Source organism: Pseudomonas prosekii (assembly GCF_900105155.1).
In the GTDB taxonomy this organism is placed as follows: domain Bacteria; phylum Pseudomonadota; class Gammaproteobacteria; order Pseudomonadales; family Pseudomonadaceae; genus Aquipseudomonas; species Aquipseudomonas prosekii.
This window is the reverse complement of sequence record NZ_LT629762.1, coordinates 4,152,025-4,174,894: the sequence shown is the minus strand read 5'-3', so window position 1 is coordinate 4,174,894 and position 22,870 is coordinate 4,152,025. Positions and strand designations below refer to the sequence as shown.

25 protein-coding genes and 1 tRNA gene are annotated in these 22,870 nt (G+C 58.5%); 10 read left to right on the top strand and 16 right to left on the bottom strand.

Annotated features, from left to right (window positions below):
* Positions 1-65: 65 nt before the first annotated feature.
* From iscX to trmJ, 10 genes are all read right to left on the bottom strand, one after another.
* The gene (gene iscX, locus BLU01_RS19115) at positions 66-266 is read right to left on the bottom strand and encodes a Fe-S cluster assembly protein IscX (RefSeq protein ID WP_092278453.1); all 201 of its coding nucleotides are present in this window, start codon (positions 264-266) and stop codon (positions 66-68) included.
* A gap of 14 nt (positions 267-280) precedes the next feature.
* The gene (fdx, locus tag BLU01_RS19110) at positions 281-622 is read right to left on the bottom strand and encodes an ISC system 2Fe-2S type ferredoxin (protein ID WP_092278450.1); all 342 of its coding nucleotides are present in this window, start codon (positions 620-622) and stop codon (positions 281-283) included.
* 2 nt (positions 623-624) lie between these two features.
* Positions 625-2,487 (bottom strand): Fe-S protein assembly chaperone HscA, encoded by a 1,863-nt coding sequence (gene hscA, locus BLU01_RS19105; protein ID WP_092278448.1) that lies wholly within the window; start codon positions 2,485-2,487, stop codon positions 625-627.
* Between the two features lie 51 nt (positions 2,488-2,538).
* Positions 2,539-3,060, bottom strand: a complete 522-nt coding sequence (gene hscB, locus BLU01_RS19100) for a co-chaperone HscB (protein WP_092278446.1) — start codon at positions 3,058-3,060, stop codon at positions 2,539-2,541.
* Between the two features lie 8 nt (positions 3,061-3,068).
* The gene (gene iscA / locus BLU01_RS19095) at positions 3,069-3,392 is read right to left on the bottom strand and encodes an iron-sulfur cluster assembly protein IscA (RefSeq protein WP_007903589.1); all 324 of its coding nucleotides are present in this window, start codon (positions 3,390-3,392) and stop codon (positions 3,069-3,071) included.
* A 34-nt stretch (positions 3,393-3,426) separates the two neighbouring features.
* Complete coding sequence (gene iscU, locus BLU01_RS19090) at positions 3,427-3,813, bottom strand: Fe-S cluster assembly scaffold IscU (protein ID WP_007929523.1); 387 nt, start codon at positions 3,811-3,813, stop codon at positions 3,427-3,429.
* Positions 3,814-3,896: 83 nt separating this feature from the next.
* A complete protein-coding gene (locus BLU01_RS19085) occupies positions 3,897-5,111 on the bottom strand; it encodes an IscS subfamily cysteine desulfurase (protein WP_092278444.1) in 1,215 nt (404 codons plus the stop codon).
* A gap of 50 nt (positions 5,112-5,161) precedes the next feature.
* The gene (gene iscR, locus BLU01_RS19080; RefSeq protein WP_092278442.1) at positions 5,162-5,653 is read right to left on the bottom strand and encodes a Fe-S cluster assembly transcriptional regulator IscR; all 492 of its coding nucleotides are present in this window, start codon (positions 5,651-5,653) and stop codon (positions 5,162-5,164) included.
* A 266-nt stretch (positions 5,654-5,919) separates the two neighbouring features.
* Positions 5,920-6,696: a serine O-acetyltransferase gene (gene cysE / locus BLU01_RS19075; RefSeq protein ID WP_092278439.1), complete on the bottom strand. Its 777-nt coding sequence runs from the start codon at positions 6,694-6,696 to the stop codon at positions 5,920-5,922.
* 2 nt (positions 6,697-6,698) lie between these two features.
* Positions 6,699-7,469, bottom strand: coding sequence for a tRNA (cytosine(32)/uridine(32)-2'-O)-methyltransferase TrmJ (gene trmJ, locus BLU01_RS19070; protein WP_092278437.1), 771 nt, complete (start codon positions 7,467-7,469; stop codon positions 6,699-6,701).
* A 146-nt stretch (positions 7,470-7,615) separates the two neighbouring features.
* Here trmJ and suhB point away from each other — a divergent pair, with 146 nt between their 5' ends.
* Positions 7,616-8,434 carry a type III secretion system regulator SuhB gene (gene suhB, locus BLU01_RS19065; protein ID WP_092278434.1) on the top strand — a complete coding sequence of 273 codons (819 nt, stop codon included), beginning with the start codon at positions 7,616-7,618 and terminating at the stop codon, positions 8,432-8,434.
* Positions 8,435-8,686: 252 nt separating this feature from the next.
* On the opposite strand, the gene BLU01_RS19060 is transcribed toward suhB, so the two are convergent.
* The 6 genes from BLU01_RS19060 to queA all read right to left on the bottom strand — a co-directional run bounded on the left by BLU01_RS19060 (position 8,687) and on the right by queA (position 14,790).
* Positions 8,687-9,235 (bottom strand): glycine zipper 2TM domain-containing protein, encoded by a 549-nt coding sequence (locus BLU01_RS19060; protein WP_092278432.1) that lies wholly within the window; start codon positions 9,233-9,235, stop codon positions 8,687-8,689.
* 122 nt (positions 9,236-9,357) lie between these two features.
* A complete protein-coding gene (gene secF / locus BLU01_RS19055; RefSeq protein ID WP_092278430.1) occupies positions 9,358-10,272 on the bottom strand; it encodes a protein translocase subunit SecF in 915 nt (304 codons plus the stop codon).
* A gap of 9 nt (positions 10,273-10,281) precedes the next feature.
* The gene (secD, locus tag BLU01_RS19050) at positions 10,282-12,150 is read right to left on the bottom strand and encodes a protein translocase subunit SecD (RefSeq protein ID WP_092278428.1); all 1,869 of its coding nucleotides are present in this window, start codon (positions 12,148-12,150) and stop codon (positions 10,282-10,284) included.
* A 63-nt stretch (positions 12,151-12,213) separates the two neighbouring features.
* Positions 12,214-12,552 (bottom strand): preprotein translocase subunit YajC, encoded by a 339-nt coding sequence (gene yajC, locus BLU01_RS19045; RefSeq protein ID WP_003185175.1) that lies wholly within the window; start codon positions 12,550-12,552, stop codon positions 12,214-12,216.
* A gap of 43 nt (positions 12,553-12,595) precedes the next feature.
* Positions 12,596-13,711: a tRNA guanosine(34) transglycosylase Tgt gene (gene tgt, locus BLU01_RS19040; protein WP_163019375.1), complete on the bottom strand. Its 1,116-nt coding sequence runs from the start codon at positions 13,709-13,711 to the stop codon at positions 12,596-12,598.
* A gap of 14 nt (positions 13,712-13,725) precedes the next feature.
* On the bottom strand, positions 13,726-14,790 hold the full coding sequence (queA, locus tag BLU01_RS19035) for a tRNA preQ1(34) S-adenosylmethionine ribosyltransferase-isomerase QueA (protein ID WP_092278426.1): 1,065 nt from the start codon (positions 14,788-14,790) through the stop codon (positions 13,726-13,728).
* Positions 14,791-14,898: 108 nt separating this feature from the next.
* Here queA and BLU01_RS19030 point away from each other — a divergent pair.
* From BLU01_RS19030 to BLU01_RS18990, 9 genes are all read left to right on the top strand, one after another.
* Positions 14,899-14,983 (top strand) — tRNA-Leu (locus BLU01_RS19030).
* Positions 14,984-15,148: 165 nt separating this feature from the next.
* Positions 15,149-16,390: a tyrosine-type recombinase/integrase gene (locus tag BLU01_RS19025; RefSeq protein ID WP_092278424.1), complete on the top strand. Its 1,242-nt coding sequence runs from the start codon at positions 15,149-15,151 to the stop codon at positions 16,388-16,390.
* 245 nt (positions 16,391-16,635) lie between these two features.
* Entirely contained in the window at positions 16,636-17,574 is a 939-nt protein-coding gene (locus tag BLU01_RS19020) for a hypothetical protein (protein ID WP_092278422.1), read from the top strand.
* A gap of 83 nt (positions 17,575-17,657) precedes the next feature.
* Positions 17,658-17,912 carry a helix-turn-helix transcriptional regulator gene (locus BLU01_RS19015; protein ID WP_092278420.1) on the top strand — a complete coding sequence of 85 codons (255 nt, stop codon included), beginning with the start codon at positions 17,658-17,660 and terminating at the stop codon, positions 17,910-17,912.
* On the top strand, positions 17,909-18,517 hold the full coding sequence (locus BLU01_RS19010) for a hypothetical protein (RefSeq protein WP_092278418.1): 609 nt from the start codon (positions 17,909-17,911) through the stop codon (positions 18,515-18,517). Before BLU01_RS19015 ends, BLU01_RS19010 begins: the two co-directional genes overlap by 4 nt.
* Positions 18,514-18,819 carry a hypothetical protein gene (locus tag BLU01_RS19005; RefSeq protein WP_092278416.1) on the top strand — a complete coding sequence of 102 codons (306 nt, stop codon included), beginning with the start codon at positions 18,514-18,516 and terminating at the stop codon, positions 18,817-18,819. The genes BLU01_RS19010 and BLU01_RS19005 overlap by 4 nt, the downstream gene beginning before the upstream one ends.
* A 534-nt stretch (positions 18,820-19,353) precedes the next feature.
* Complete coding sequence (locus BLU01_RS19000) at positions 19,354-19,638, top strand: hypothetical protein (protein WP_092278414.1); 285 nt, start codon at positions 19,354-19,356, stop codon at positions 19,636-19,638.
* On the top strand, positions 19,635-19,907 hold the full coding sequence (locus BLU01_RS18995) for a DUF3077 domain-containing protein (RefSeq protein ID WP_092278412.1): 273 nt from the start codon (positions 19,635-19,637) through the stop codon (positions 19,905-19,907). The genes BLU01_RS19000 and BLU01_RS18995 overlap by 4 nt, the downstream gene beginning before the upstream one ends.
* Complete coding sequence (locus BLU01_RS18990) at positions 19,904-22,810, top strand: DUF927 domain-containing protein (RefSeq protein WP_092278410.1); 2,907 nt, start codon at positions 19,904-19,906, stop codon at positions 22,808-22,810. The genes BLU01_RS18995 and BLU01_RS18990 overlap by 4 nt, the downstream gene beginning before the upstream one ends.
* Positions 22,811-22,870 lie beyond the last annotated feature (60 nt).

The window sequence follows — 22,870 nt, the reverse complement described above, 5'->3', positions numbered from 1 at the left end:
TTTGCGAAAAATTAAACCCGCGAATTATACGCGGGTTCTTGGGTATTGCCTAACCTGCGGGACGATCAGTCCAATTCTTTGGCCCAGAGCTCCTGAACCGCTTCCAGCACCTTCTCGCCGACACGGCCAGAGGTGCCATCGAAGTCAGGCAGTTCCAGGATCATCTGCTGCAGACGAACGAACCCTACAGAATACGGATCGACATCGGAGTGGGCCTCGGCCAACTCTTCTGCAATACGTTGAACATCATTCCAACCGTAGCTCATGACAGTCTTACCAGTCAGTGCGGCGCTTCGGCCGCATGGTTAAGCGAATATTTCGGAATCTCAACGGTCAGGTCTTCAGTCCCGACAATCGCCTGACAAGCCAGGCGCGACTGCGCTTCCAGGCCCCACGCACGATCGAGGAAGTCTTCTTCCAGCTCGTCGGCCTCTTCCAGCGAGTCGAAACCCTCGCGAATCAGGCAATGGCACGTGGTGCACGCGCAGACGCCGCCGCAAGCGTTTTCCATTTCGATATGGTGCTCGTGCGCCAGATCAAGAATAGACGTTCCTGGCTCAGCTTCGACAACCATGCCGTCCGGGCAAAACTTCTCGTGTGGCAGAAAAATGACCTGCGGCATCGTTATTCCTCAATCTCATTCAGGTTGCGCCCCGCCAGCGCGGCTTTCACCGTCGAGTCCAGGCGGCGGGCAGCAAAGGCATCGGTCACTTGCGACAGACGCTTGGTCTGCTGCTCGATGGCGAAACCATCGGTGCCTTTCATCAATTCGGTCAGTTCCTGCATCTGCATTTCGATGACCATGCGCTCTTCGGCGTCGAGCAGGCTTTCGCCATCGACATCGAGGGCGCCCTGCACGGCTTCGAGCAGACGCTGGGCATCGACTTGCTGCTCGCGCAATACGCGGGCGACTTTGTCGTCGTTGGCGTATTCGAACGAATCCTTGAGCATCTTGGTGATTTCGCCGTCGGTCAGGCCGTAGGACGGCTTGACCTGAATGCTGGCTTCAACACCCGAGCCCAATTCACGCGCCGCGACACTGAGCAGGCCGTCGGCATCGACCTGGAAGGTCACGCGAATCTTCGCTGCACCGGCGACCATTGCTGGAATGCCACGCAATTCGAAGCGTGCGAGGGAGCGGCAGTCGCTGATCAGCTCGCGCTCACCCTGCAGAACGTGAATCGCCATGGCCGACTGGCCATCTTTATAAGTGGTGAAGTCCTGGGCGCGAGCGACGGGGATGGTGGTGTTGCGCGGAATCACCTTCTCCATCAGGCCGCCCATGGTTTCCAACCCGAGGGACAACGGAATCACGTCGAGCAGCAGCAATTCGCCGCCATCGCGCTTGTTGCCCGCCAGCGTATCGGCCTGGATCGCGGCACCGATGGCCACCACTTGATCCGGATCGATTTCAGTCAGCGGCTGGCGACCAAACGCTTCAGCCACCGCATCGCGAACGCGCGGTACACGGGTCGAACCGCCAACCATGACCACCGCGTGCACTTCATCCAGTTCGATACCGGAATCACGCACGGCGCGACGGCAGGCTTTCAGGCTGCGGGCGACCATTGGCTCGATCAGCGCATCAAAGGCTTCGCGAGTCAGTTGGGCTTTCCAGTCACCGTAAGCGACTTCAACGCTGGCGACCGTGGTCAGCGCTTCTTTGGCCGCGCAGGCGGTTTGCAGCAAATGGCGTTGCGCGCCGGGATCGAGATCAGCGGACAACCCGGCGCTCTCGATGATCCAGCCAGCAATGGCGTGGTCGAAGTCATCGCCGCCCAGGGCGCTGTCGCCACCGGTGGCCAGCACTTCGAAGACACCGCCGGTGAGGCGCAGAATCGAAATATCGAAGGTGCCGCCGCCCAAGTCGTAAATCGCGACCAGGCCTTCAGCGTGTTGATCCAGACCGTAAGCCACGGCAGCAGCGGTCGGCTCATTGAGCAGACGCAGCACGGTGAGGCCGGCCAGTTTGGCGGCATCCTTGGTGGCTTGGCGCTGAGCGTCGTCGAAATAGGCCGGAACGGTAATCACCGCGCCGACCAGCTCACCACCCAACGTCGCCTCGGCGCGCTGACGCAGCACCTTGAGGATTTCGGCGGAGACTTCGACCGGGCTTTTCGGGCCCTGCACGGTGTCGATGAACGGCATGTGCGATTCGCCGCCGACAAAGCGGTACGGCAGTTGATCGCCCAATTGCTTGACGTCGGACAGACCACGACCCATCAAGCGCTTGACCGACAGCACGGTATTCAGGGGATCGCCGGCGGCAGCCAGTTTGGCGGATTCGCCAACTTCGACGTGATCGGCGTGATAGCGCACCGCCGACGGCAGGATGACCTGCCCGTCGGCGCCGGCCAAAGGTTCGGAAAGACCACTGCGCAATGCAGCGACCAGCGAATTGGTAGTGCCCAAGTCGATCCCCACAGCCAGACGACGCTGGTGCGGTTGAGGACTTTGGCCGGGTTCGGCGATCTGCAGTAGGGCCATCGTGATCAGGACTTATCTGTATATCAGGCGTGCGACCGGAGCGGCACTGGGTTAATCGTCGAGGCGCTCTTCTAACTGGCGCACTTCGTAGGTGAGCTTGTCGAGGAACTGCATGCGCCGCATCAGGCGTTCGGCCTGTTCACGTTGCGCTGCGTCATCCCAACAGGCTGCGAAGCTTTCGTTCAGTTCATCCTGCGCGACCTTCAAGCGGCGCTTGAAAACGACAATGCCGTCCATGTCCGCGCTGTCTTGCAGGTCTTCGAGCTCTTCGCGCCATTGCATCTGCTGCAGAAGAAACTCCGGATCATGCACCGTGACTTCCAGCGGCAACTCGCGACCACCCATGGCGAGCAAGTAGCGCGCGCGTTTCGGGGGGTTTTTGAGCGTCTGGTAAGCCTCGTTGAGGTTCGCGGATTGCTCGAGCGCCAGCCGCTGCTCACGCTCGGAAGCGTCGGCAAAGCGGTCCGGATGAACACCACGCGCCAACTCACGATAGCGCGTAGCCAACTGCTCGAGATCCAGACGGAAGCTCGGCTGCAGTTCAAATAAGGCGAAATGACAAGGAGTACCCACGCGCAGCCTCAGATGTTGAAGCTTTCGCCGCAGCCACATTCACCGCGTACGTTGGGATTGTTGAACTTGAAGCCTTCGTTCAACCCTTCCTTGACGAAATCGAGCTCGGTGCCGTCCAGGTAAGCGAGGCTTTTCGGGTCGATGATCACTTTCTCGCCGTGACTTTCGAACACCTGATCCTCTGCCACTACCTCGTCGACAAACTCCAGCACGTAGGCAAGGCCGGAACAGCCTGTGGTGCGAACACCCAGGCGAATCCCTTCACCTTTGCCGCGCCCGTTGAGGGAGCGTCGCACGTGTTGAGCTGCCGCTTCTGTCATGCTGATAGCCATCGGTGACTCCTTACTCGTCGCCAAATCTTGAAAGTCAGATCAAGCCTTTCTTCTGCTTGTAGTCGCGAACGGCCGCCTTGATAGCGTCTTCAGCGAGTACGGAGCAGTGAATTTTCACTGGCGGCAAGGCCAGTTCTTCGGCCAGCTGAGTGTTCTTGATGGTCTCTGCTTCATCCAGAGTCTTGCCTTTCATCCACTCGGTCGCCAGGGAGCTGGAGGCGATTGCCGAACCGCAGCCGTAAGTCTTGAACTTGGCGTCTTCGATGATGCCTTGCTCGTTGACCTTGATCTGCAGACGCATCACGTCGCCGCACGCCGGAGCGCCGACCATGCCAGTGCCGACATCCGGGTCTTCCGCGTTCATCTTGCCGACGTTGCGCGGGTTCTCGTAGTGGTCGATGACCTTTTCGCTGTAAGCCATGATTCTTAATCCTCACTCATCAGAGAGTCGCTCTTGAGCCTTGAAAACCTGGGTTTACAAGGCCGGTTTGCGGCGACTTGAAATCAGTGTGCCGCCCACTCGATTTTCGAAATGTCGACACCGTCTTTGTACATGTCCCACAGCGGCGACAAGGTGCGCAGCTTGGTAACGGCCTCGCAGACTTTCTGCGCGGCGTAATCGATTTCTTCTTCGGTGGTGAAACGGCCGAAGGTGAAGCGGATCGAGCTGTGTGCCAGTTCGTCGTTGCGGCCCAGGGCGCGCAGTACGTACGAAGGCTCAAGGGACGCCGAGGTGCAGGCCGAACCGGACGAAACCGCCAGATCCTTGAGCGCCATGATCAGCGACTCGCCTTCGACGTAGTTGAAGCTCAGGTTCAGGTTGTGCGGTACGCGGGCGGTCATGCTGCCGTTGATGTACAGCTCTTCGAGGTCTTCGACCTGTTTGAAGAAGCGGTCGCTCAAGGCTTTGATGCGCACGTTTTCGGCAGCCATGTCTTCCTTGGCTACACGGAAGGCTTCACCCATGCCGACGATCTGGTGAGTTGCCAGAGTACCGGAACGCATGCCACGTTCGTGACCGCCGCCGTGCATGCCCGCTTCGATGCGAACACGCGGCTTGCGGCTGACGTACAGCGCGCCGATGCCTTTAGGGCCGTAGGTTTTGTGTGCGGAGAACGACATCAGGTCGACTTTCAGCTTCGACAGGTCGATTTCGACTTTGCCGGTGGACTGAGCAGCGTCGACGTGGAACAGAATGCCCTTGGAACGGGTCAGTTCGCCGATCGCTTCGATGTCGTTGATGGTGCCGATTTCGTTGTTCACGTGCATGACCGACACCAGGATAGTGTCTTCACGCAGTGCGGCTTCGATCATGGCCGGAGTAACCAGGCCATCGGTCTGAGGCTCGAGGTAGGTCACTTCGAAACCTTCACGCTCCAGTTGGCGCATGGTGTCGAGGACAGCCTTGTGCTCAATCTTGGTGGTGATCAGGTGTTTGCCCTTGGTCGCATAGAAATGCGCCGCACCCTTGATTGCCAGGTTGTCGGACTCGGTGGCACCGGAGGTCCAGACGATTTCACGCGGATCGGCGTTGACCAGGTCGGCGACCTGACGACGAGCGTTTTCGACGGACTCTTCAGCTTTCCAGCCGAATACGTGGGAACGGGACGCCGGGTTACCGAAGTTTCCGTCGACCAGCAGGCATTCACTCATCTTTTGCGCGACGCGCGGATCAACCGGGGTTGTCGCAGAGTAATCAAGGTAAATCGGCAATTTCATGGACTATCTCCTAAATCAGGCTGGCTGGCGTGCCGCTAGCTCTTTGGCTGTCATTCGACGGCGGACGCTTCAATCTTGTCCAGGCGTGGCGCCTTGCCATTGCAACGGCGCTGGTCCTGACGCTGGGCTACTTCTTGCACCTCACGGCGAGTCACAAGGTCAGCCAAGCTGATACCACTCAGAAATTCGTGAATCTGCAGGCTCAGATCACACCACAAGTGGTGGGTCAGACAGGTGTCGCCGGAATGGCAATCGCCCTGCCCCTGACATTTGGTCGCATCGACCGATTCGTTTACTGCATCGATCACCTGGGCGACCTGGATGCCCTGCATCTCGCGGGACAGCTGGTAGCCGCCGCCGGGGCCACGAACGCTGGAAACCAGATTGCTGCGGCGCAATTTGGCGAAAAGCTGTTCGAGGTAGGACAGGGAGATGCCTTGGCGCTCGGAGATATCGGCCAGGGACACCGGCCCGTGCTGCGCGTGCAACGCCAGGTCAAGCATGGCGGTCACGGCGTATCGGCCTTTTGTAGTCAGTCTCATGGACAATTACCACGGAGTTCGGAATGGGGGCGAGTATGCAATTCCCGAGTATTTAAGTCAACTATAAGACCTAGTACTTTAGTCAGGTTTACCCGCAAAAGAGCGCGCGCATCATAGCAAAGGCTGGCTGTGGACAGCCAGTGGAACCGAGTTATCGCTCATCGCGAGCAGGCTCGCTCCCACAGGGTCTCGGTTGAAACAACGATCGGGTGAACACCAAAAATCCCTGTAGGAGCGAGCTTGCCCGCGAACGGAACAACTCGGTCTCAGCTGGCCTGGCTCTGATCCTTGCCCTTGACGCAGTCGAAGTCTTCTTCGCGCAATTCAGGCAGGTCCTTCGCGCAGTAATTGCTGCCCAGGTCCTTCAACGCCCCGCACATCCCTTCCAGGCGCCCGTCGACCGCCTGCAAATGATCCAGCAACTGGCCAATCGCGCGAGCCACCGGGTCGGGCATGTCTTCGCCGACGCCGTAAGCATCAAAACCGATCTTCTCGGCCATGGCTTTGCGCTTGGCGTCCTGCTCGTCATCGGACTTGACGATGATCCGCCCCGGAATCCCGACGACTGTCGCGCCCGGCGGAACAGCCTTGGTCACCACCGCGTTGGAGCCGACCTTGGCCCCGGCGCCGACAGTGAACGGGCCGAGCACCTTGGCGCCCGCGCCCACCACAACACCATCTTCCAGCGTCGGGTGGCGCTTGCCTTTATTCCAACTGGTGCCGCCCAGCGTCACGCCTTGATACAGAGTGACGTCATTGCCGATTTCAGCAGTTTCGCCGATGACGATGCCCATGCCGTGATCGATAAAGAAGCGCCGACCAACCTTGGCGCCGGGGTGAATCTCGATCCCGGTCAACCACCGACCGAAGTTCGACACCAGCCGCGCCAGCCACTTCCAGCCGAAGCCCCACAGGGCGGCCGACAAGCGATGAATCCAGATGGCATGCAGGCCGGGGTAGCAAGTCAGGACTTCAAAAGCGTTACGCGCTGCCGGATCACGGTGGAAAACACTTTGGATATCTTCACGCAAACGCTCGAACATTTTTAATCCTTCCGCTTAAGAAGCTCACCACGGGCCGCTTTCTGGGTTTCCGTGAGGATGCCACGCAATATATTCATTTCCGCCCGGCTGACCGAGCTTCGTCCGTACAACCGGCGCAGGCGCGCCATCAAGTGCCGTGGTTTTTCCGGATCGAGGAATTCGATGGCCACCAGGGTTTGCTCCAGGTGCTCATAGAAGCGCTCCAGCTCATCCATGGTCGCCAGCTCAGCGCTTTTGACGGAGGCCACTTCTTCCTTCTCGACCTTGCTCGGCTGGCCTTGGGCCGCCAGCCAAGACATGCGCACTTCATAACTCAACACCTGCACCGCCGTCCCAAGGTTCAGCGAACTGAACTCAGGGTCTGATGGGATGTGCACGTGATAATGACATCGCTGCAGCTCTTCATTGGTCAGGCCGGAGTCTTCACGACCGAACACCAGAGCGATCTCTGCGCCACCCGCCGCTTCCTCGACGACTTTCGTACCGCATTCGCGCGGATCGAGCAGCGGCCACGGAATACGCCGGTCGCGGGCGCTGGTGCCGAGCACCAGATTGCAGCCGACCAAGGCATCTTCGAGGGTGGCGACGACTTGCGCGTTTTCAAGGATGTCGCCGGCACCGGAGGCGCGGGCGTCAGCCTCGTGGTGCGGGAACAGCCGCGGCTCGACCAGCACCAGCCGCGACAGGCCCATGTTCTTCATGGCACGCGCAGCCCCGCCGATGTTGCCGGGATGGCTGGTATTGACCAGGACGACACGAATGTTATGCAGCACGGGCAGCGCTCTCGAACACAATAAAGGGGAGCCGAATCTTACAGCTCAACCTACCGTTAAGCTATGAAAGCGAACACCGACCTTCTCCTGAACAAACTTTCTGATAGAATGCCCGGCTTTCTTTAACAACCTTAGGTGACACATCCATGCAGCCCATGCTGAATATCGCGCTGCGCGCCGCCCGCAGCGCCAGTGAATTGATCTTCCGCTCCATCGAGCGCCTGGATACCATCAAGGTCGACGAAAAAGACGCCAAGGATTACGTATCCGAGGTGGACCGCGCCGCTGAACAGAAAATCATCGACGCGCTGCGCAAGGCTTACCCGAACCACTCGATCCTCGGTGAAGAAACCGGCATGCACGCCGGCAACGGCATCGAAGGCGAAGAGTACCTGTGGATCATCGATCCGCTGGACGGCACCACCAACTTCCTGCGCGGCATTCCACACTTTGCTGTCAGCATCGCCTGCAAATACCGCGGTCGCCTGGAACACGCAGTGGTTCTGGACCCGGTTCGCCAGGAAGAATTCACCGCCAGCCGTGGTCGCGGCGCTCAACTGAACGGTCGTCGTCTGCGCGTCAGCGGTCGCACCAGCCTCGACGGCGCCCTGCTCGGCACCGGCTTCCCGTTCCGTGACGACCAGATGGACAACCTCGACAACTATCTGGGCATGTTCCGCGCTCTGGTTGGCCAGACCGCCGGCATCCGCCGTGCTGGCTCGGCTAGCCTGGACCTGGCTTACGTGGCTGCCGGTCGTTTCGACGCGTTCTGGGAGTCGGGCCTGTCCGAGTGGGACATGGCTGCAGGCGCCCTGCTGATCCAGGAAGCTGGTGGCTTGGTGAGCGACTTCACCGGCGGTCACGACTTCCTTGAGAAAGGTCACGTTGTTGCCGGTAACACCAAATGCTTCAAAGCAGTGCTGACGGCGATCCAGCCGCACCTGCCGGCTTCGCTGAAACGCTAAGCGAACAGCCCCAAAAAAAAGCACCTTTCGGGGTGCTTTTTTTATGCCTGGGATTTGCACCTGCCACACCGCTGCCCCCATGTAGGAGTGAGCCTGCTCGCGATAGCAATCTTTCATTCGAAACCAGTGGTGACTGATACATGGCTATCGCGAGCAGGCTCACTCCTACAAGGGTTTTGCTGTGTCGCTCAAATTGCGGGCACAAAAAAGCACCCTTTCGGGTGCTTCTTGTTAACGCTCGCAATCAGCCGATCAGTTTGCCGGCTCGTTCTGCGACAGGACCAGTTTGCCTTCCTTATCCACCGGAATCTGGTTACCCGGATCGCGATCCATGCGCACTTTGCCTTCCTTGCCATCCAGCGAATAACGCACGTCGTAACCTACTACCTTGTCGCTGATGTCATTCACGGTGTTACACCGGGTCTGCGTCGTGGTGTAGGTGTCGCGATTCTGCATGCCTTCCTGGACCTTGTTACCTGCGTAACCACCGCCGACTGCACCGGCCACGGTCGCAATCTTCTTGCCCGTGCCGCCGCCGACCTGGTTACCGAGCAGGCCGCCCGCCACAGCACCAATGGCCGTGCCGAGAATCTGGTGTTGATCCTTGACCGGCGCTTGCCGCGTCACTGCAACGTCCTTGCACACTTCACGTGGAGTCTTGATCTGTGTTTTAACCGGTTCAACGGCCAATACTTGCGCATACTCAGGGCCGCTTTTAACCAGGCTGTAGGTGGCAACAGCGCCCCCGGCAGTCACACCGACAGCACCCAATACCGCACCAACCAGCAACGACTTGTTCACATGAACCTCCTGATCATCACATGCGGGTCAATGCCCGCGCTTCTCCCAGCCTTGGAGCATAAAAAAAGGCGCGAGTTCAATACTCGCGCCTTTTCGGCCGACAGCTGGAGCGACGATTGCCGTTATGGGCGGTCGTCGACTTCCTTATCGGTCGCCGCAGGAGGAATCAAATCCTCGCTGCTCAGGTTAAGCCAGATCAGCACCACGTTGGCGATGTAGATCGACGAGTAAGTACCCGCCAATACACCGATAAACAGGGCGATGGAGAAGCCGAACAAGTTATCGCCACCGAAGAACAACAGCGCCGCAATCGCCAGCAAGGTGGAGATCGAGGTGGCCATGGTCCGCAGCAGGGTTTGCGTGGTCGAAATGTTGATGTTGTCGATCAAGCTGGCCTTGCGCAGTACACGGAAGTTCTCACGAACTCGGTCGAATACCACAATGGTGTCGTTCAGCGAGTAACCGATGATCGCCAATACCGCCGCCAGCACTGTCAGATCGAAGGTGATCTGGAAGAACGACAGGATACCGATGGTCACGATCACGTCGTGGATCAGCGAAACAATCGCGCCGACCGCGAACTTCCACTGAAAGCGGAAAGCCAGGTAGATCAGGATCCCGCCGAGCGCCATCAGCATGCCGAGGCCGCCCTGGTCGCGCAGTTCTTCACCGACCTGCGGGCCAACGAACTCGACGCGCTTGACCGTTGCCGGGTTATCGCCGCCAACCTTCAACAGCGCTTCGGCAACCTGGTGACCCAGTTGCGGGTCTTCGCCAGGCATACGCACCAGCAAGTCGGTAGTTGCACCGAAACTCTGCACGATGGCTTCGTGGTAACCCGACTCAGTCAGTTGGGTACGCACCTTGGTCACATCGGCCGGACGCTCGTAGGTCAGCTCGATGAGCGTACCGCCGGTGAAGTCCAGACCCCAGTTCATGCCCTTGGTGGCGACACTGAACAATGCCAGTACGGTAAGAAACAATGTGACGCCGAACGCGAAGTTGCGAACGCCCATGAAGTTGATTGTACGTAACATGGCAGCCCCTTAAATCCACAACTTCTTGAAGTCACGACCGCCGAAGATCAGGTTGACCATCGCGCGGGTCACCATGATGGCCGTGAACATCGAGGTAAAGATCCCGAGGGACATGGTCACTGCGAAACCTTTGACCGGGCCGGTGCCCATCGCAAAGAGAATCCCGCCGACCAGCAACGTGGTCAGGTTGGCGTCGAGAATTGCGGTGAATGCCCGGCCGAAGCCTTCGTTGATTGCACGCTGGATGGTCATGCCCGCCGCAATCTCTTCACGAATCCGCGAGAAGATCAGAACGTTTGCGTCGACCGCCATACCCATCGTCAAGACGATACCGGCGATACCCGGCAGGGTCAGCGTTGCACCCAGCAGCGACATCAGCGCCAGCAACAGCACCATGTTCACACCCAGCGCGACCGTAGCGATGACGCCGAAGAAACGGTAGATGGCAATGATGAACAGCGAGACAAACAGCATGCCCCACAGCGAAGCATCGATACCTTTGGTGATGTTGTCCGCACCCAGGCTCGGGCCAATGGTGCGCTCTTCAGCGAAGTACATCGGCGCGGCCAGACCACCGGCACGCAGCAACAGCGCCAGCTCGGACGATTCGCCCTGACCGTTGAGGCCAGTGATGCGGAATTGAGCACCCAGCGGCGACTGAATGGTCGCGAGGCTGATGATGCGCTTCTCTTCCTTGAACGTCTGAACCGGTACGTCTTTCTCGACACCGTTGACCATCTGCTTGGTGTAGGTGGTGATCGGACGTTGCTCGATGAAGATTACCGCCATGCTGCGACCGACGTTGCTGCGAGTCGCACGACTCATCAGCTCGCCACCGTGGCCATCCAGACGGATGTTCACTTCAGGCGTACCGTGTTCGCCGAAACCAGCCTTGGCGTCAGTGACCTGGTCGCCAGTGATGATCAAGCCACGCTCGATCTGCGCTGGAGGACGATTGCCCTCGCGGAATTCGAAACTTTCGGAAGTGGCTTTCGAAGCACCCGGCTCTGCAGCCAGACGGAATTCGAGGTTGGCCGTCTTGCCGAGAATACGCTTGGCTTCTGCGGTGTCTTGCACGCCCGGCAGCTCAACCACAATGCGGTTGGCGCCCTGACGCTGAACGATCGGCTCGGCAACACCCAGCTCGTTGACGCGGTTACGTACCGTGGTCAAGTTCTGCTTGATGGAGTATTCACGGATTTCCGCCAGCTTGGCCGGGGTCATCGCCAGACGCAGTACCGGTTGGCCATTGAGGTCGGCCGGAACAATGTCGAAATCGTTGAAGTTCTTGCGGACCAGCGCACGGGCCTGTTCGCGGGCAGCTTCATCGGTGAAGCCCAGCTGAATGGCACCGTTGAGTTGCGGCAGGCTGCGATAGCGCAGTTTCTCTTTACGCAACAGGCTTTTCACATCGCCTTCGTACACTTTCAGACGTGCGTCGAGGGCTTTGTCCATGTCCACTTCCAGCAGGAAGTGCACACCACCGGACAAGTCCAGACCCAGCTTCATCGGGTGCGCGCCAAGGCTGCGCAGCCATTGCGGGGTGGTTTGTGCCAGGTTCAGTGCAACGACGTAGTCATCACCCAATGCCTTGCGCACGACGTCTTTGGCCGGCAATTGATCTTCAGCCTTGACCAGGCGAATCAGACCGCCCTTGCCGCCCGCCGTCAGCGAAGTCGCCTTGACGTCGATCCCGGACTCTTTGAGCGCAACGCTCACACGGTCCAGATCAGCCTGATTGACTTGCAGCGCAGTGCTCGCACCGCTGACCTGAATGGCCGGGTCATCAGGGTATAAATTGGGAGCGGAATAAATCAGACCGACCGCCAGCACCGCCAGGATCAGAATGTATTTCCACAGAGGGTATTTGTTCAGCATCACGCCGCCCGCTTATGACGCGGGGCGCCTTGCGCGCCCCGTCGATTGAGTAGAAGTTGAAACTTAGATCGCTTTGAGCGTGCCTTTTGGCAGCGTGGCGGCGATGGCGCCTTTCTGGAACTTCATTTCGACAGTGTCGGAAACTTCCAGAACCACGAAATCGTCTGCCACTTTAGTGATCTTGCCGGCGATACCACCGGTGGTCACAACTTCGTCGCCTTTTTGCAGGCTGCCGAGCAGGTTTTTCTGTTCTTTGGCGCGCTTGGCCTGTGGACGCCAGATCATCAGGTAGAAGATGACCAGAAAGCCAACCAGGAAAATCCACTCAAAGCCGCCGCCCATCGGGCCTGCAGCTGCCGGTGCAGCAGCGTCGGCCATGGCATTAGAGATAAAAAAGCTCATTTAGCACTCCAGTTGCAAATGTTGAATCTTGGGGTCAGAAAACTCAGTCCAAAGGCGGAACAGGTAGCCCGCGTTTGGCGTAGAAGGCATCGACAAAGGCGGCCAATGTACCCTGTTGAATAGCCTCGCGCAAACCAGCCATAAGCACCTGGTAATGGCGCAAATTGTGGATGGTATTCAACATGCTACCCAGCATTTCGCCGCACTTGTCCAGATGGTGCAGATAAGCACGGGAGAAGTTCTGGCAGGTGTAGCAATCGCAGGTCGGATCCAGCGGCGAATCATCATGGCGATGGAACGCGTTACGGATCTTCAGCACGCCTGTATCAATGAACAGATGCCCATTGCGGGCATTACGGGTTGGCATCACGCAATCGAACATGTCCACACCGCGGCGCACACCCTCAACCAGATCTTCCGGTTTGCCAACGCCCATAAGGTAACGAGGTTTGTCAGCCGGCATCTGGCCCGGCAGGTAATCCAGCACCTTGATCATTTCGTGCTTCGGTTCGCCCACCGACAGACCGCCAATCGCCAAGCCATCAAAGCCGATCTTGTCGAGGCCTTCGAGCGAGCGCATGCGCAGATCCTGGTGCATGCCGCCCTGGACGATGCCGAACAGCGCCGCCGTGTTGTCGCCATGCGCGTTTTTCGAACGCTGGGCCCAACGCAACGACAGTTCCATGGAGATACGCGCGACGTCTTCGTCAGCCGGGTACGGCGTGCATTCGTCGAAAATCATCACGATGTCGGAGCCGAGATCGCGCTGAACCTGCATCGATTCTTCCGGGCCCATGAATACTTTGGCGCCGTCGACCGGAGAGGCGAAGGTCACGCCCTCCTCCTTGATCTTGCGCATCGCGCCGAGGCTGAACACCTGGAAGCCGCCGGAGTCGGTCAGAATCGGGCCTTTCCACTGCATGAAATCGTGCAGGTCGCCGTGCTTCTTGATCACTTCGGTGCCAGGACGCAGCCATAAGTGGAAGGTGTTGCCCAGAATGATTTCCGCGCCAGTGGCGGTGATATCCCGCGGCAACATGCCCTTGACCGTGCCGTACGTGCCCACCGGCATGAAAGCCGGGGTCTCGACGGTACCGCGCGGGAAGGTCAAACGACCGCGACGAGCCTTGCCGTCGGTAGCAAGTAACTCAAACGACATACGACTTTGGCGACTCATTCTGTTTCCTCGGGGCCCGATTCTTTAGGGGCAGTCGGCGCGGGATTACGCGTGATGAACATCGCATCACCGTAGCTGAAAAAGCGGTAACCGTGCTCCACCGCTGCTTTGTAGGCGGCCATGGTTTCGGGATAACCGGCGAACGCCGAAACCAGCATCAACAATGTGGATTCGGGTAAATGGAAGTTGGTGACCAAGGCATCGACTACATGAAACGGTCGGCCCGGGAAGATAAAGATGTCGGTGTCGCCACTGAACGGCTTGAGCACGCCATCGCGCGCGGCACTTTCCAGCGAACGCACGCTGGTGGTCCCCACCGCCACCACACGACCACCGCGCGCGCGGCACGCAGCAACCGCATCGACCACGTCCTGGCCGACTTCCAGCCATTCTGTGTGCATGTGGTGATCTTCAAGCTTTTCGACGCGCACCGGCTGAAACGTGCCGGCGCCGACGTGCAAGGTCACAAACGTGGTCTCGATGCCTTTGGCGGCAATTGCCTCCATCAGCGGCTGATCGAAATGCAGCCCCGCAGTCGGCGCCGCCACCGCGCCCAGGCGCTCGGCGTACACGGTCTGATAACGCTCGCGGTCCGAGCCTTCATCCGGGCGGTCTATATAAGGAGGCAACGGCATGTGCCCAACGCGATCGAGCAGCGGCAACACCTCTTCGGCGAATGCCAACTCGAACAACGCATCGTGCCGCGCGAGCATTTCTGCCTCGCCGCCGCCGTCGATCAAGATCTTCGAACCGGGCTTGGGCGACTTGCTGGAACGCACGTGCGCCAGTACGCGATGACTGTCGAGCACGCGCTCCACCAGAATTTCCAGCTTGCCGCCGGAAGCTTTCTGGCCAAACAGCCGCGCCGGAATCACCCGGGTATTGTTGAACACCATCAAATCGCCCGGGCGCAAATGCTCGAGCAAATCAGTGAATTGACGGTGTGCCAGGGCGCCGCTGACCCCATCAAGGGTCAACAGGCGACTGCCGCGTCGCTCGGCCAAAGGATGGCGAGCAATCAGCGAATCAGGGAGTTCGAAAGTAAATTCAGCAACGCGCATGATGGAGTTCGTCTAGCAGGGGCCGGAAGTCTAGCGGAAATAGTGAAAATAGACCATGAAAGGTGATTGACCAACGGTAATCTCATCTCTATACTTCGCCGCCATTGAGCCCTGATGGCGGAATTGGTAGACGCGGCGGATTCAAAATCCGTTTTCGCAAGAAGTGGGAGTTCGAGTCTCCCTCGGGGCACCATATAGCAGTATCTGAAAGTCTCTACCAGACTATCAGACCCAGAGAAACCGGCCACTTGAGCCGGTTTTTTTGTGTCTGGCTATCTACCCCTGTATCCCTTTATCCGTTGTATCCCTGTATCCCTGCTTGTATCCTGAGAAAAATACCGAACTTTGGGATACAAGGATGAAGCGCGCAGACATCAAGCGTCGCCCTCTCGCTGACACAACACTTGCGGGATTGGAGCCGGAATCAAAGGAATACCGAGAACTGGACGGCAACGGCCTCTACTTCAGGGTTAAACCTGATGGTGGAAAATCTTGGCAGCTCCGCTACAAACGTCCGACGGGCAACTGGGCTTGGATGGGGCTCGGGGGTTACCCAGAAGTAAGTGGTGCGTTGGCACGGGACAAAGCTGCCGAACTACGCAAGGTAGTTAGCAGCGGCGCCGATCCTCTCGAGCAGAAACGCTCCGCCAAAGCTGCCATTGACGCTGCCAGGACTCGGACCTTCAGAGCTGCTGCTGAAGCTTGGCTCAAGGCCAAAGAAGAAAAAGGCCTCGCTCCCTCCACTCTTAACAAAATCCGCACTTACCTCGACAAGGACATCCTCCCGGCATTGGGGGATAAGCCCCTCGACGAAATCACCCGTACCGACTGCGCAGAACTCCAGGCATCCCTCGAAGCCCGAAACGCACACAACGTGGCGGAAAAGTGCCGCACTTGGATCAATCAAATCTTCGGCCGAGCCATTGGCCTAGGGCTCACCGAAAACGATCCGGGCAGCCGCCTACGTGATATTGCAGCACAGGCTCCTAAGACCCAGCAGCATCCACATTTGCTGGAGCCTGAGCTGGCTGAATTCCTCCAAGCGCTCAGAAACACACCAAGCAGACTGACAGCCCGCACCGCTGCATGGCTTTGTATATGGACTGCATCACGACCCGGCATGGTTCGATTGGCTGAATGGAAAGAATTCGACTTTGAGAAAGCCATTTGGATCACACCTGCTGCCAAGATGAAGATGCGCCGGGATTTTGTATGCCCGCTTCCTCACCAAGCCGTTACGGCACTGAAAGAGCTGTACTGCTTAACCGGTCGCAACCGCTGGCTCTTCCCAGGAGTCGGAGCAAAAAATCCGACCATTAGTGAAAACACAATCAACAAGGTTTTCGCCACCATAGGCTACAAAGGTCGTCTTGTTGGACACGGGACTCGCCACACAGCGAGCACGTTGCTTCGCGAACATGGCTGGCCTAAAGAACACGTTGAGGCGCAGCTTGCCCACAAAGAGGAAGGTATTTCAGGGGTATATAACAAGGCTCAATATCTTGAACAGCGTGTTGTGATGATGCAGTGGTATGCCGACCACCTTGAGCAAATGGCAGCGGGTAATGTGGTGCAGGGACAGTTTGGAAAGGCAGTATGAATGCACGTAATCGCCCCCCCTCAAAAATCGGTGTAACTGGTGTTACAGGTGTAACGACTCAAGCTAAATCGTTGATAATCATGAGTTATTTATCAGTTACACGTTGTCCGCGTCTCGAACACCTCAAGTGTAACGACACGAGGTCGTGTAACAGAAATATCCTCGAGCACTTCCTGTCGGCAGTCGCTTTACCCAATCCACGACGCTGGAACAGCGCGCCGGTCTCGGGGCGAGGGGCAGCCTAAATGGATATCGAGCTAGGCATTGAAGCTGAAGAACTAGAAATCGCAGGGACTGACGTGAAGTGCCTAGTTTGGGACCTCGATGAGGTTGAACTAGCTGTGCGTGAGCTAGCGTTGTATCCCCATTTCCAGGAACATTTCCGAGAAGCTTTCTACCTCATCGACACTGCAACTTCGTTCTGGCTGGAGGATGGCTCCTATGTACCCTGCGCGGAATCCGTAACAAGAACCTTGTTCCGGCTCCGTAATGAAGTCAATGACCGTGCAAGCTCTGCGGAGGCCGCATCATTGCCTAACGTGATTCGAGGTTTTCTTGGGGTCGATCATCCAGCTACAAATTCACAACTCGCTGCAGCTTTTGCGCTGGTACTAGGCGTACAAGCTGTGGAAATACTTGCAAATTGGCTCTTCGAGCTGGAGCTCGCTACCTACGATATGGACGCGGATCTGATAGAGGGGCTAAGAAAAGACTCACCACGCCAATACGCGACCTTAATCGATAAAGAACGACATCGCCGCGCGGGGCTTGAAATAGAAGCGAGAGAGCAGTTTGCCACCTTAAAAGGTGAGGCTAATCAGACATTGTTGATGGCAAACCTCTATCGCCAGGTGGAGAGCATCGACGTATCCAAGAATGGCTTCAACACATCGAGTCTGATTCTCCAACTACTGGACGACGCTTTCTCAGCGAAGGCATCTAAGCGGGGACAAGAGGCTGGCAGAGGTAATCAAGATGCCAGCTCTAAAATACAAACAGAGACAATGTATCGGCGCTTGACCATAAAGGCAGCCGCTGAGCAAATTATTGCAGGTCGGCGAATCGAGAAACGAAACCTTACAGATGCAGAGCTAACCAACCTGCTGTTCGACCAGACCGTTCACGGCACCAAGAAAACCATCCGTGATCATTTGACTGCACTAGGTCTTCGACCACTCAAATAAAAAAAGGGAATGGACACAGTCCGCTCCCCTCCCTCTCCGTAGCGTATGGCCTGTCGTCTCAATAAACGCAGGTTTGGATCGCTATGACTACCGCAATAAGACACCTTGCTTCACACGACCCCGCCACGACTCTCATCCGCATGCCCGAGGTGGTATCAATCGTTGGGCTTGCTCGCCCGACTATCTACAAGCTCATGCGCCAACCTGAGAGTGGATTTCCGCTTCCAGTGAAGCTGAGTACCAGCAACGCCCGAAGTGCTCCGGTTGCATGGGTATTGGGAGAGGTACAGGCATGGACACGAGCGCGCATCGCTGCGCGTGATTTGGTGGCCGCATGAAGCGCAATTATTGCCCTTTCAAAGGGCCGTTTCTCGACTCGTACAGCATCGGATTCCGCCTCTATCAACCCGGCGCTATCAACTGGCGTCATCGGACCATCGCGGGCTTGAGTTGGAACGGCGAAGAGCAGGAAGCGTTCTTTTTCAGCCCTGACGGCCTCGTTCTACCGCTGAAAGCCAATCCTTGGGAACTCCCCGAACTGATCCGCAAAAACGCGGTGCGCAGAGAATTTTCGAGCGTCCACGGCACCGGTTATTTCGCGATGAGCCATAGCCGCCTCGCCTCACTGAAAACGCGAGGTATAACCGACTGGGTCACCTACTGGCTGGTGGATCAATCGGCTGGATACGCGAACGATCCGGCGGTCTGGCAGCGCATTACGGATGCGGATCTCGCAGTGGAAAAGACCGCTACCGAGAACCTTCACCACAGCTTGCGCTTGACCTCGGATCTGACCGAGTACGTGGACGAATGTCTGGCACAACGTCGCGATGTGATGGCCGTCAAATACCGCCGACGTTGCGCCGAGGACAGCAAGATACTGGCTTGGCTCAAAGGCGAAACACCAGCGCCGCTGTTTGCCTTGGCGCAGGAGGCAGCATGAGCCAAAAGAACGCCGACAACACCCTGATGCACCCATTTTCAGTACTGCGCCGAATTGGCTTTTCGCCCCGCCTCATGCAGCGCCTTGAGCGCTACCGCAGCCAGCAGGATAAACAAGGCCGTGTCGTTAGCGTACTCAGCTGGGCCGACGGCACCTGGTGCGCCCTCTCCCTCCACTGCGAAAAGACCGGAGCCGTGATCGTTGATGAAGGCCAGCAAACGCAAGCCTACGAAGACGCACGATCCATGCTCAACGGCGGCTTCCTGCCCCTCCTGTCCCTGCGCTGGGAAGCCCACGCCTGAAACGAAAACGCCTCCGGGGGCGATCCGAAGGCGTTGAGGTAAATCTACATGCACGAACAATTTATGCCGCACCTGAAAAAACCGCAAGTCATCAACGCAGTTGCACTTTCAAAAATCGGACGTTACTCTCTGGTCGTCGCTGCAAATTCAGCGATTGGGCTTGGCGGTCCAAACAGTACAAGGCGCAACAGCGCCCCCATTACGATTGCAGGCGCTTTTTTTGTGCCCGCATTCCCGTGTTATGGCGGGTTGCGTAGGAGCACCCTCGGGTGCGCCGGTCTCCTTGTACGCCGGTCCGCCAATCCTGCGCAATCCGTCACCCTAATCTGCTTGGCGGCAGACGGTGGCGGTTCCTCAGTACAAGGAGCCTTCACAAATGCAACACGCCCTCAATCCGTTCAAAAATCGCGCCGCTGCACATCGTGCAATGGCTCTCGCCGCTTTACACGCCAACTCCAGCCTCGCTACGCGCCTCTCCCGTTACAACGCTCACATGGCCAAAGCCCGCGCACTCGAAACCGCAGGCGGTGCCCAATGAACAACGCCTTGAGCTTTTCACTTCCTGAAGATTTGCTATGCGTTAATCCAACTGTTGAAGCCGGTGTACCGATCGACGCCATCACCTGCGCCATTGCTCGCGCCGACTCGGTGCTGACGCTGCTTGAGGAGCACTTCGAAAACGAATCCTCGCGCCTCGCCAATCATGTGATCGCAGCCGTCCTTTGGGACGTACGCGGCACCCTCGGCCTGATCAAAACCCTCGCTTTGCACGCTGACAACACCTCGACGCCTGCCATGCAAAAAGGCGGTGCGCTATGACCACTTCCACCACCCGTGGCCACGCCACATTCACTCGCGTAAATGCCACCGATTTGAAGCTGTTTCGGGTCAATGCCGGTGTTCCGGTCGAGGATGCACTGGAGATGGTTTCCCTGCTCCAGCATCACGCTAACCAGCTCAACTTCGACGCTGCCATGAGCGACCAAGGTGACCGTTTCAGTTGGCCTGCTCTGTACCTCGGCGAGATGGCCAAAGCCCTGATCGACGACATCAACGACGCGCTGTTTTTGTCGAGGGCTGACGCATGAGCCAACGCCCAAGCAACTCCGTGAAACGCCCGAGCTTTGCTGATGTGAAAAGCGCCGCGCTGAAAGATATTGGTCGTGTGCTGTCGCACTTGCTGCCCAATGGCAAGCGTGTGGACGGCGGCAAGGAATACACCGCTCCCAATCCGACCCGCAGCGACAAGCGCGCCGGTTCGCTGAAGATCAATTTGAGCAAAGGCACGTGGGCCGACTTCGCCACCGGCGACAAGGGTGGCGACCTGATCGATTTGGTGCGCTATCTGGACGGCGGCACCGACGTCGAGGCCTGCAACAAACTGGCAGACCTGCTCAAAGTTTCGCCCGGTGCCGCCAACTCAAATCCCGCGCCCGCCAAGTCGAAAGCGCCTGAGTGGAGTGCCATTCAGCCGATCCCGGCTGAGGCCATGAACAAGTGCCTGGTCAAGCACCGGCAGCACGGCGCGCCGTCCAAGGTGTGGATCTACCGTGATGCGCAAGGCCAACCGCTCATGGCGCTCTACCGCTTCGACCTCGCCCTTGACGAGGACGGCAAAACGAAGAAGGTGTTTGCACCCCTGACATGGTGTCAGCGTGCCGATGGCCAGACCACGCAATGGCGCTGGCAGGGCCTGCCGGATCCGCGTCCACTGCTGCGCCTTGACGAACTGACCCGGCGCAGTGACGCACCGGTTATTCTCTGCGAAGGCGAGAAAGCTGCCGATGCCGCCGCAGAACTGATGCCCGGTTACGTGGCCACCTGCTGGCCGAACGGTTCCAACTCCTGGCACAAAGCCGACCTGACACCGCTCAACGGCCGCGACGTATTGTTGTGGCCAGACAACGACGCCAGCGGCAAAGCCTGCATGGAAGCCGTCGCCGACAAGCTGCGCGAAATCGGCGCCGCCTCGGTTCGAGTCATCGCGCTGGAAGTGTTCAAACGCAAGCCCACGCTGAAGAACGAACGCGCTGCCTTTGCCAAAGGTGGTCAATGGGACGAAGGCGACGACGCCGCCGATGCGCTCGCTAAAGGCTGGACGGCGGCGCACTTCGCCGAGCTGGAAAGCAGCGGAGAACTGTTCGGTTTGGATATCCAAAAGACGGAGCCTGAGCAGGCCGAAACCAAGCCGGAACCGAAGACAAAAATAGCCACCAAGCGTCCCGCCAAACCGAAAAATGACCTGATGCCCGGTGGCTTTCGCCTCACGTCAGAGGGTGTATTTTATTCCGGCGATGATGGCGAGGCGCGGCCGGTGTGTTCGCCTCTGGAAATCCTGGCTCGTACCCGCGACGACAAAGGCCAGAACTGGGGTCTGCTGGTCGAGTTCGACGACCCCGACGGCGCAAAAAAACGCTGGAACATTCCGGCGCGCACCATGACCGGCGACTTCGGCAAGGATGTACTCGGCCCGCTGGTGGACATGGGTCTGCGTCTTGCCGGTAGTCGGTCAGGGCGCAATGCACGCAACGACCTGCAAAGTTACCTCGGCGGTTTCGACAGCGCGCAACGGGCACGATTGGTTACCCGGTTGGGCTGGCATGACAGCGCGTTTCTGCTGCCCGAGCAACAGGTCGGCGCGCACAGCGAACACCTGCACTTCTACGAGGCGGGCTCTCAGCTTCCGCCGATCAGCGAAGCAGGCTCCCTTGAGCAGTGGCAAGAGCAGATCGGCGCCTTGTGCATCGGCAACCATCGTCTGGCGTTTGTCGTCGGCGTGGCCTTTGCGGGGCCGCTGCTGCACATGCTCGGCCATGAGTCGGGCGGCTTCCACTTGTACGGCGACAGCTCAGGCGGCAAAACCACGCACCTGCAAGTCGCCGCCTCGATCTACGGCGGGCCGCGTCTGGTACGTTCGTGGCGCTCTACGGATAACGCGCTGGAATCCATCGCCGCCGCGCATTCCGACGGCCTTCTGGTGCTCGATGAAATCGGCATGTGCGATCCGCGCATCATTGGCGAGACGGTGTACATGCTCGGCAACGGCACCGGCAAGGCACGCGCCAATGATCGAGGGCAAGCAGGCCGACAGGTACAGGAGTGGCGTTTGCTGTTTCTCTCCACCGGCGAGAAGACACTGGCTCAGCACATGGCCGAAGCCAACAAGGAGCTGAAAGCGGGCATGGAAGTACGCATGCTCGCGGTCCCGGCCGATGCGAGCAAAGGCCTCGGCATGTTCGACGCACTCAACGGTTTTGAGGATGCGGCGGCACTCGCCGACGCCCTCAAAGCACGGGTAGCCAAATACTACGGCACACCGCTTACTGCCTTTTTGACCGCGCTGTGCGAACCGGGCAAACGTCACGGTTGGTCCGCCATCCTGCGCCACACGCTGGAAGGCTTTATCGCCCAGTCACTACCGGCCTCGGCCAGTGGGCAGGCACACCGCGCGGCTGCTCGCTTCGGCCTCGCGGCCGCAGCAGGTGAGCTGGCCACGGCGATGGGGATCACTGGCTGGCCTGATGGAACTGCGACCACCGCCGCTCGCGTGTGCCTCAACGCCTGGATGAATGAGCGTGGCGGCGCCGGGAACTTTGAAGGTGATGCGATCTTGGCGCGGCTGCGCCAGGTCATCGAGCGCTTCGGCGAAAGCCGTTTCACCCGCTGGGAATCGGCGGCGGCAAAAATCGACGAGCACGGCCCGCGCACCATCGACCGCCTCGGTTTTCGCAAGACGCTGGAGCACGGCTTGGGTGACGCCCTGCACACCACCAACACCTACTACGTGCTGCCCGAAGCATGGCGCTCGGAGATCTTCCGAGGGATGAACATCAATGCCGTGAACAAGGAACTGCTACAGCGCGGCGTACTGGAACCGGGAGGCGATGGCAAAGCGTCGAGTTTGATCCGGTTACCCGGTTTGGGCACGCAACGCTGCTACATCGTGAAAACAATTCCGGGATTGGCTGAGAGCGAGGCTCGGGCTGCCTGAGGGCATCTCTGCTGATCGAGGTAGCGCCGGCTGATTCCCGGCCTCGCCAGCCATGCAACC

Bases quoted from the DNA above. Each gene is read 5' to 3' on its own strand.
- yajC (WP_003185175.1), bottom strand. From the start codon at position 12,552: ATGAGCTTTTTTATCTCTAATGCCATGGCCGACGCTGCTGCACCGGCA.
- suhB (WP_092278434.1), top strand. From the start codon at position 7,616: ATGCAGCCCATGCTGAATATCGCGCTGCGCGCCGCCCGCAGCGCCAGT.
- secD (WP_092278428.1), bottom strand. From the start codon at position 12,150: ATGCTGAACAAATACCCTCTGTGGAAATACATTCTGATCCTGGCGGTG.
- BLU01_RS19085 (WP_092278444.1), bottom strand. From the start codon at position 5,111: ATGAAATTGCCGATTTACCTTGATTACTCTGCGACAACCCCGGTTGAT.
- BLU01_RS19010 (WP_092278418.1), top strand. From the start codon at position 17,909: ATGAAGCGCAATTATTGCCCTTTCAAAGGGCCGTTTCTCGACTCGTAC.
- fdx (WP_092278450.1), bottom strand. From the start codon at position 622: ATGCCGCAGGTCATTTTTCTGCCACACGAGAAGTTTTGCCCGGACGGC.
- secF (WP_092278430.1), bottom strand. From the start codon at position 10,272: ATGTTACGTACAATCAACTTCATGGGCGTTCGCAACTTCGCGTTCGGC.
- cysE (WP_092278439.1), bottom strand. From the start codon at position 6,696: ATGTTCGAGCGTTTGCGTGAAGATATCCAAAGTGTTTTCCACCGTGAT.
- BLU01_RS19015 (WP_092278420.1), top strand. From the start codon at position 17,658: ATGACTACCGCAATAAGACACCTTGCTTCACACGACCCCGCCACGACT.
- iscR (WP_092278442.1), bottom strand. From the start codon at position 5,653: ATGAGACTGACTACAAAAGGCCGATACGCCGTGACCGCCATGCTTGAC.
- BLU01_RS18990 (WP_092278410.1), top strand. From the start codon at position 19,904: ATGAGCCAACGCCCAAGCAACTCCGTGAAACGCCCGAGCTTTGCTGAT.
- tgt (WP_163019375.1), bottom strand. From the start codon at position 13,711: ATGTCGTTTGAGTTACTTGCTACCGACGGCAAGGCTCGTCGCGGTCGT.
- iscU (WP_007929523.1), bottom strand. From the start codon at position 3,813: ATGGCTTACAGCGAAAAGGTCATCGACCACTACGAGAACCCGCGCAAC.
- BLU01_RS18995 (WP_092278412.1), top strand. From the start codon at position 19,635: ATGACCACTTCCACCACCCGTGGCCACGCCACATTCACTCGCGTAAAT.
- iscA (WP_007903589.1), bottom strand. From the start codon at position 3,392: ATGGCTATCAGCATGACAGAAGCGGCAGCTCAACACGTGCGACGCTCC.
- iscX (WP_092278453.1), bottom strand. From the start codon at position 266: ATGAGCTACGGTTGGAATGATGTTCAACGTATTGCAGAAGAGTTGGCC.
- BLU01_RS19025 (WP_092278424.1), top strand. From the start codon at position 15,149: ATGAAGCGCGCAGACATCAAGCGTCGCCCTCTCGCTGACACAACACTT.
- hscA (WP_092278448.1), bottom strand. From the start codon at position 2,487: ATGGCCCTACTGCAGATCGCCGAACCCGGCCAAAGTCCTCAACCGCAC.
- BLU01_RS19020 (WP_092278422.1), top strand. From the start codon at position 16,636: ATGGATATCGAGCTAGGCATTGAAGCTGAAGAACTAGAAATCGCAGGG.
- queA (WP_092278426.1), bottom strand. From the start codon at position 14,790: ATGCGCGTTGCTGAATTTACTTTCGAACTCCCTGATTCGCTGATTGCT.
- BLU01_RS19000 (WP_092278414.1), top strand. From the start codon at position 19,354: ATGAACAACGCCTTGAGCTTTTCACTTCCTGAAGATTTGCTATGCGTT.
- BLU01_RS19005 (WP_092278416.1), top strand. From the start codon at position 18,514: ATGAGCCAAAAGAACGCCGACAACACCCTGATGCACCCATTTTCAGTA.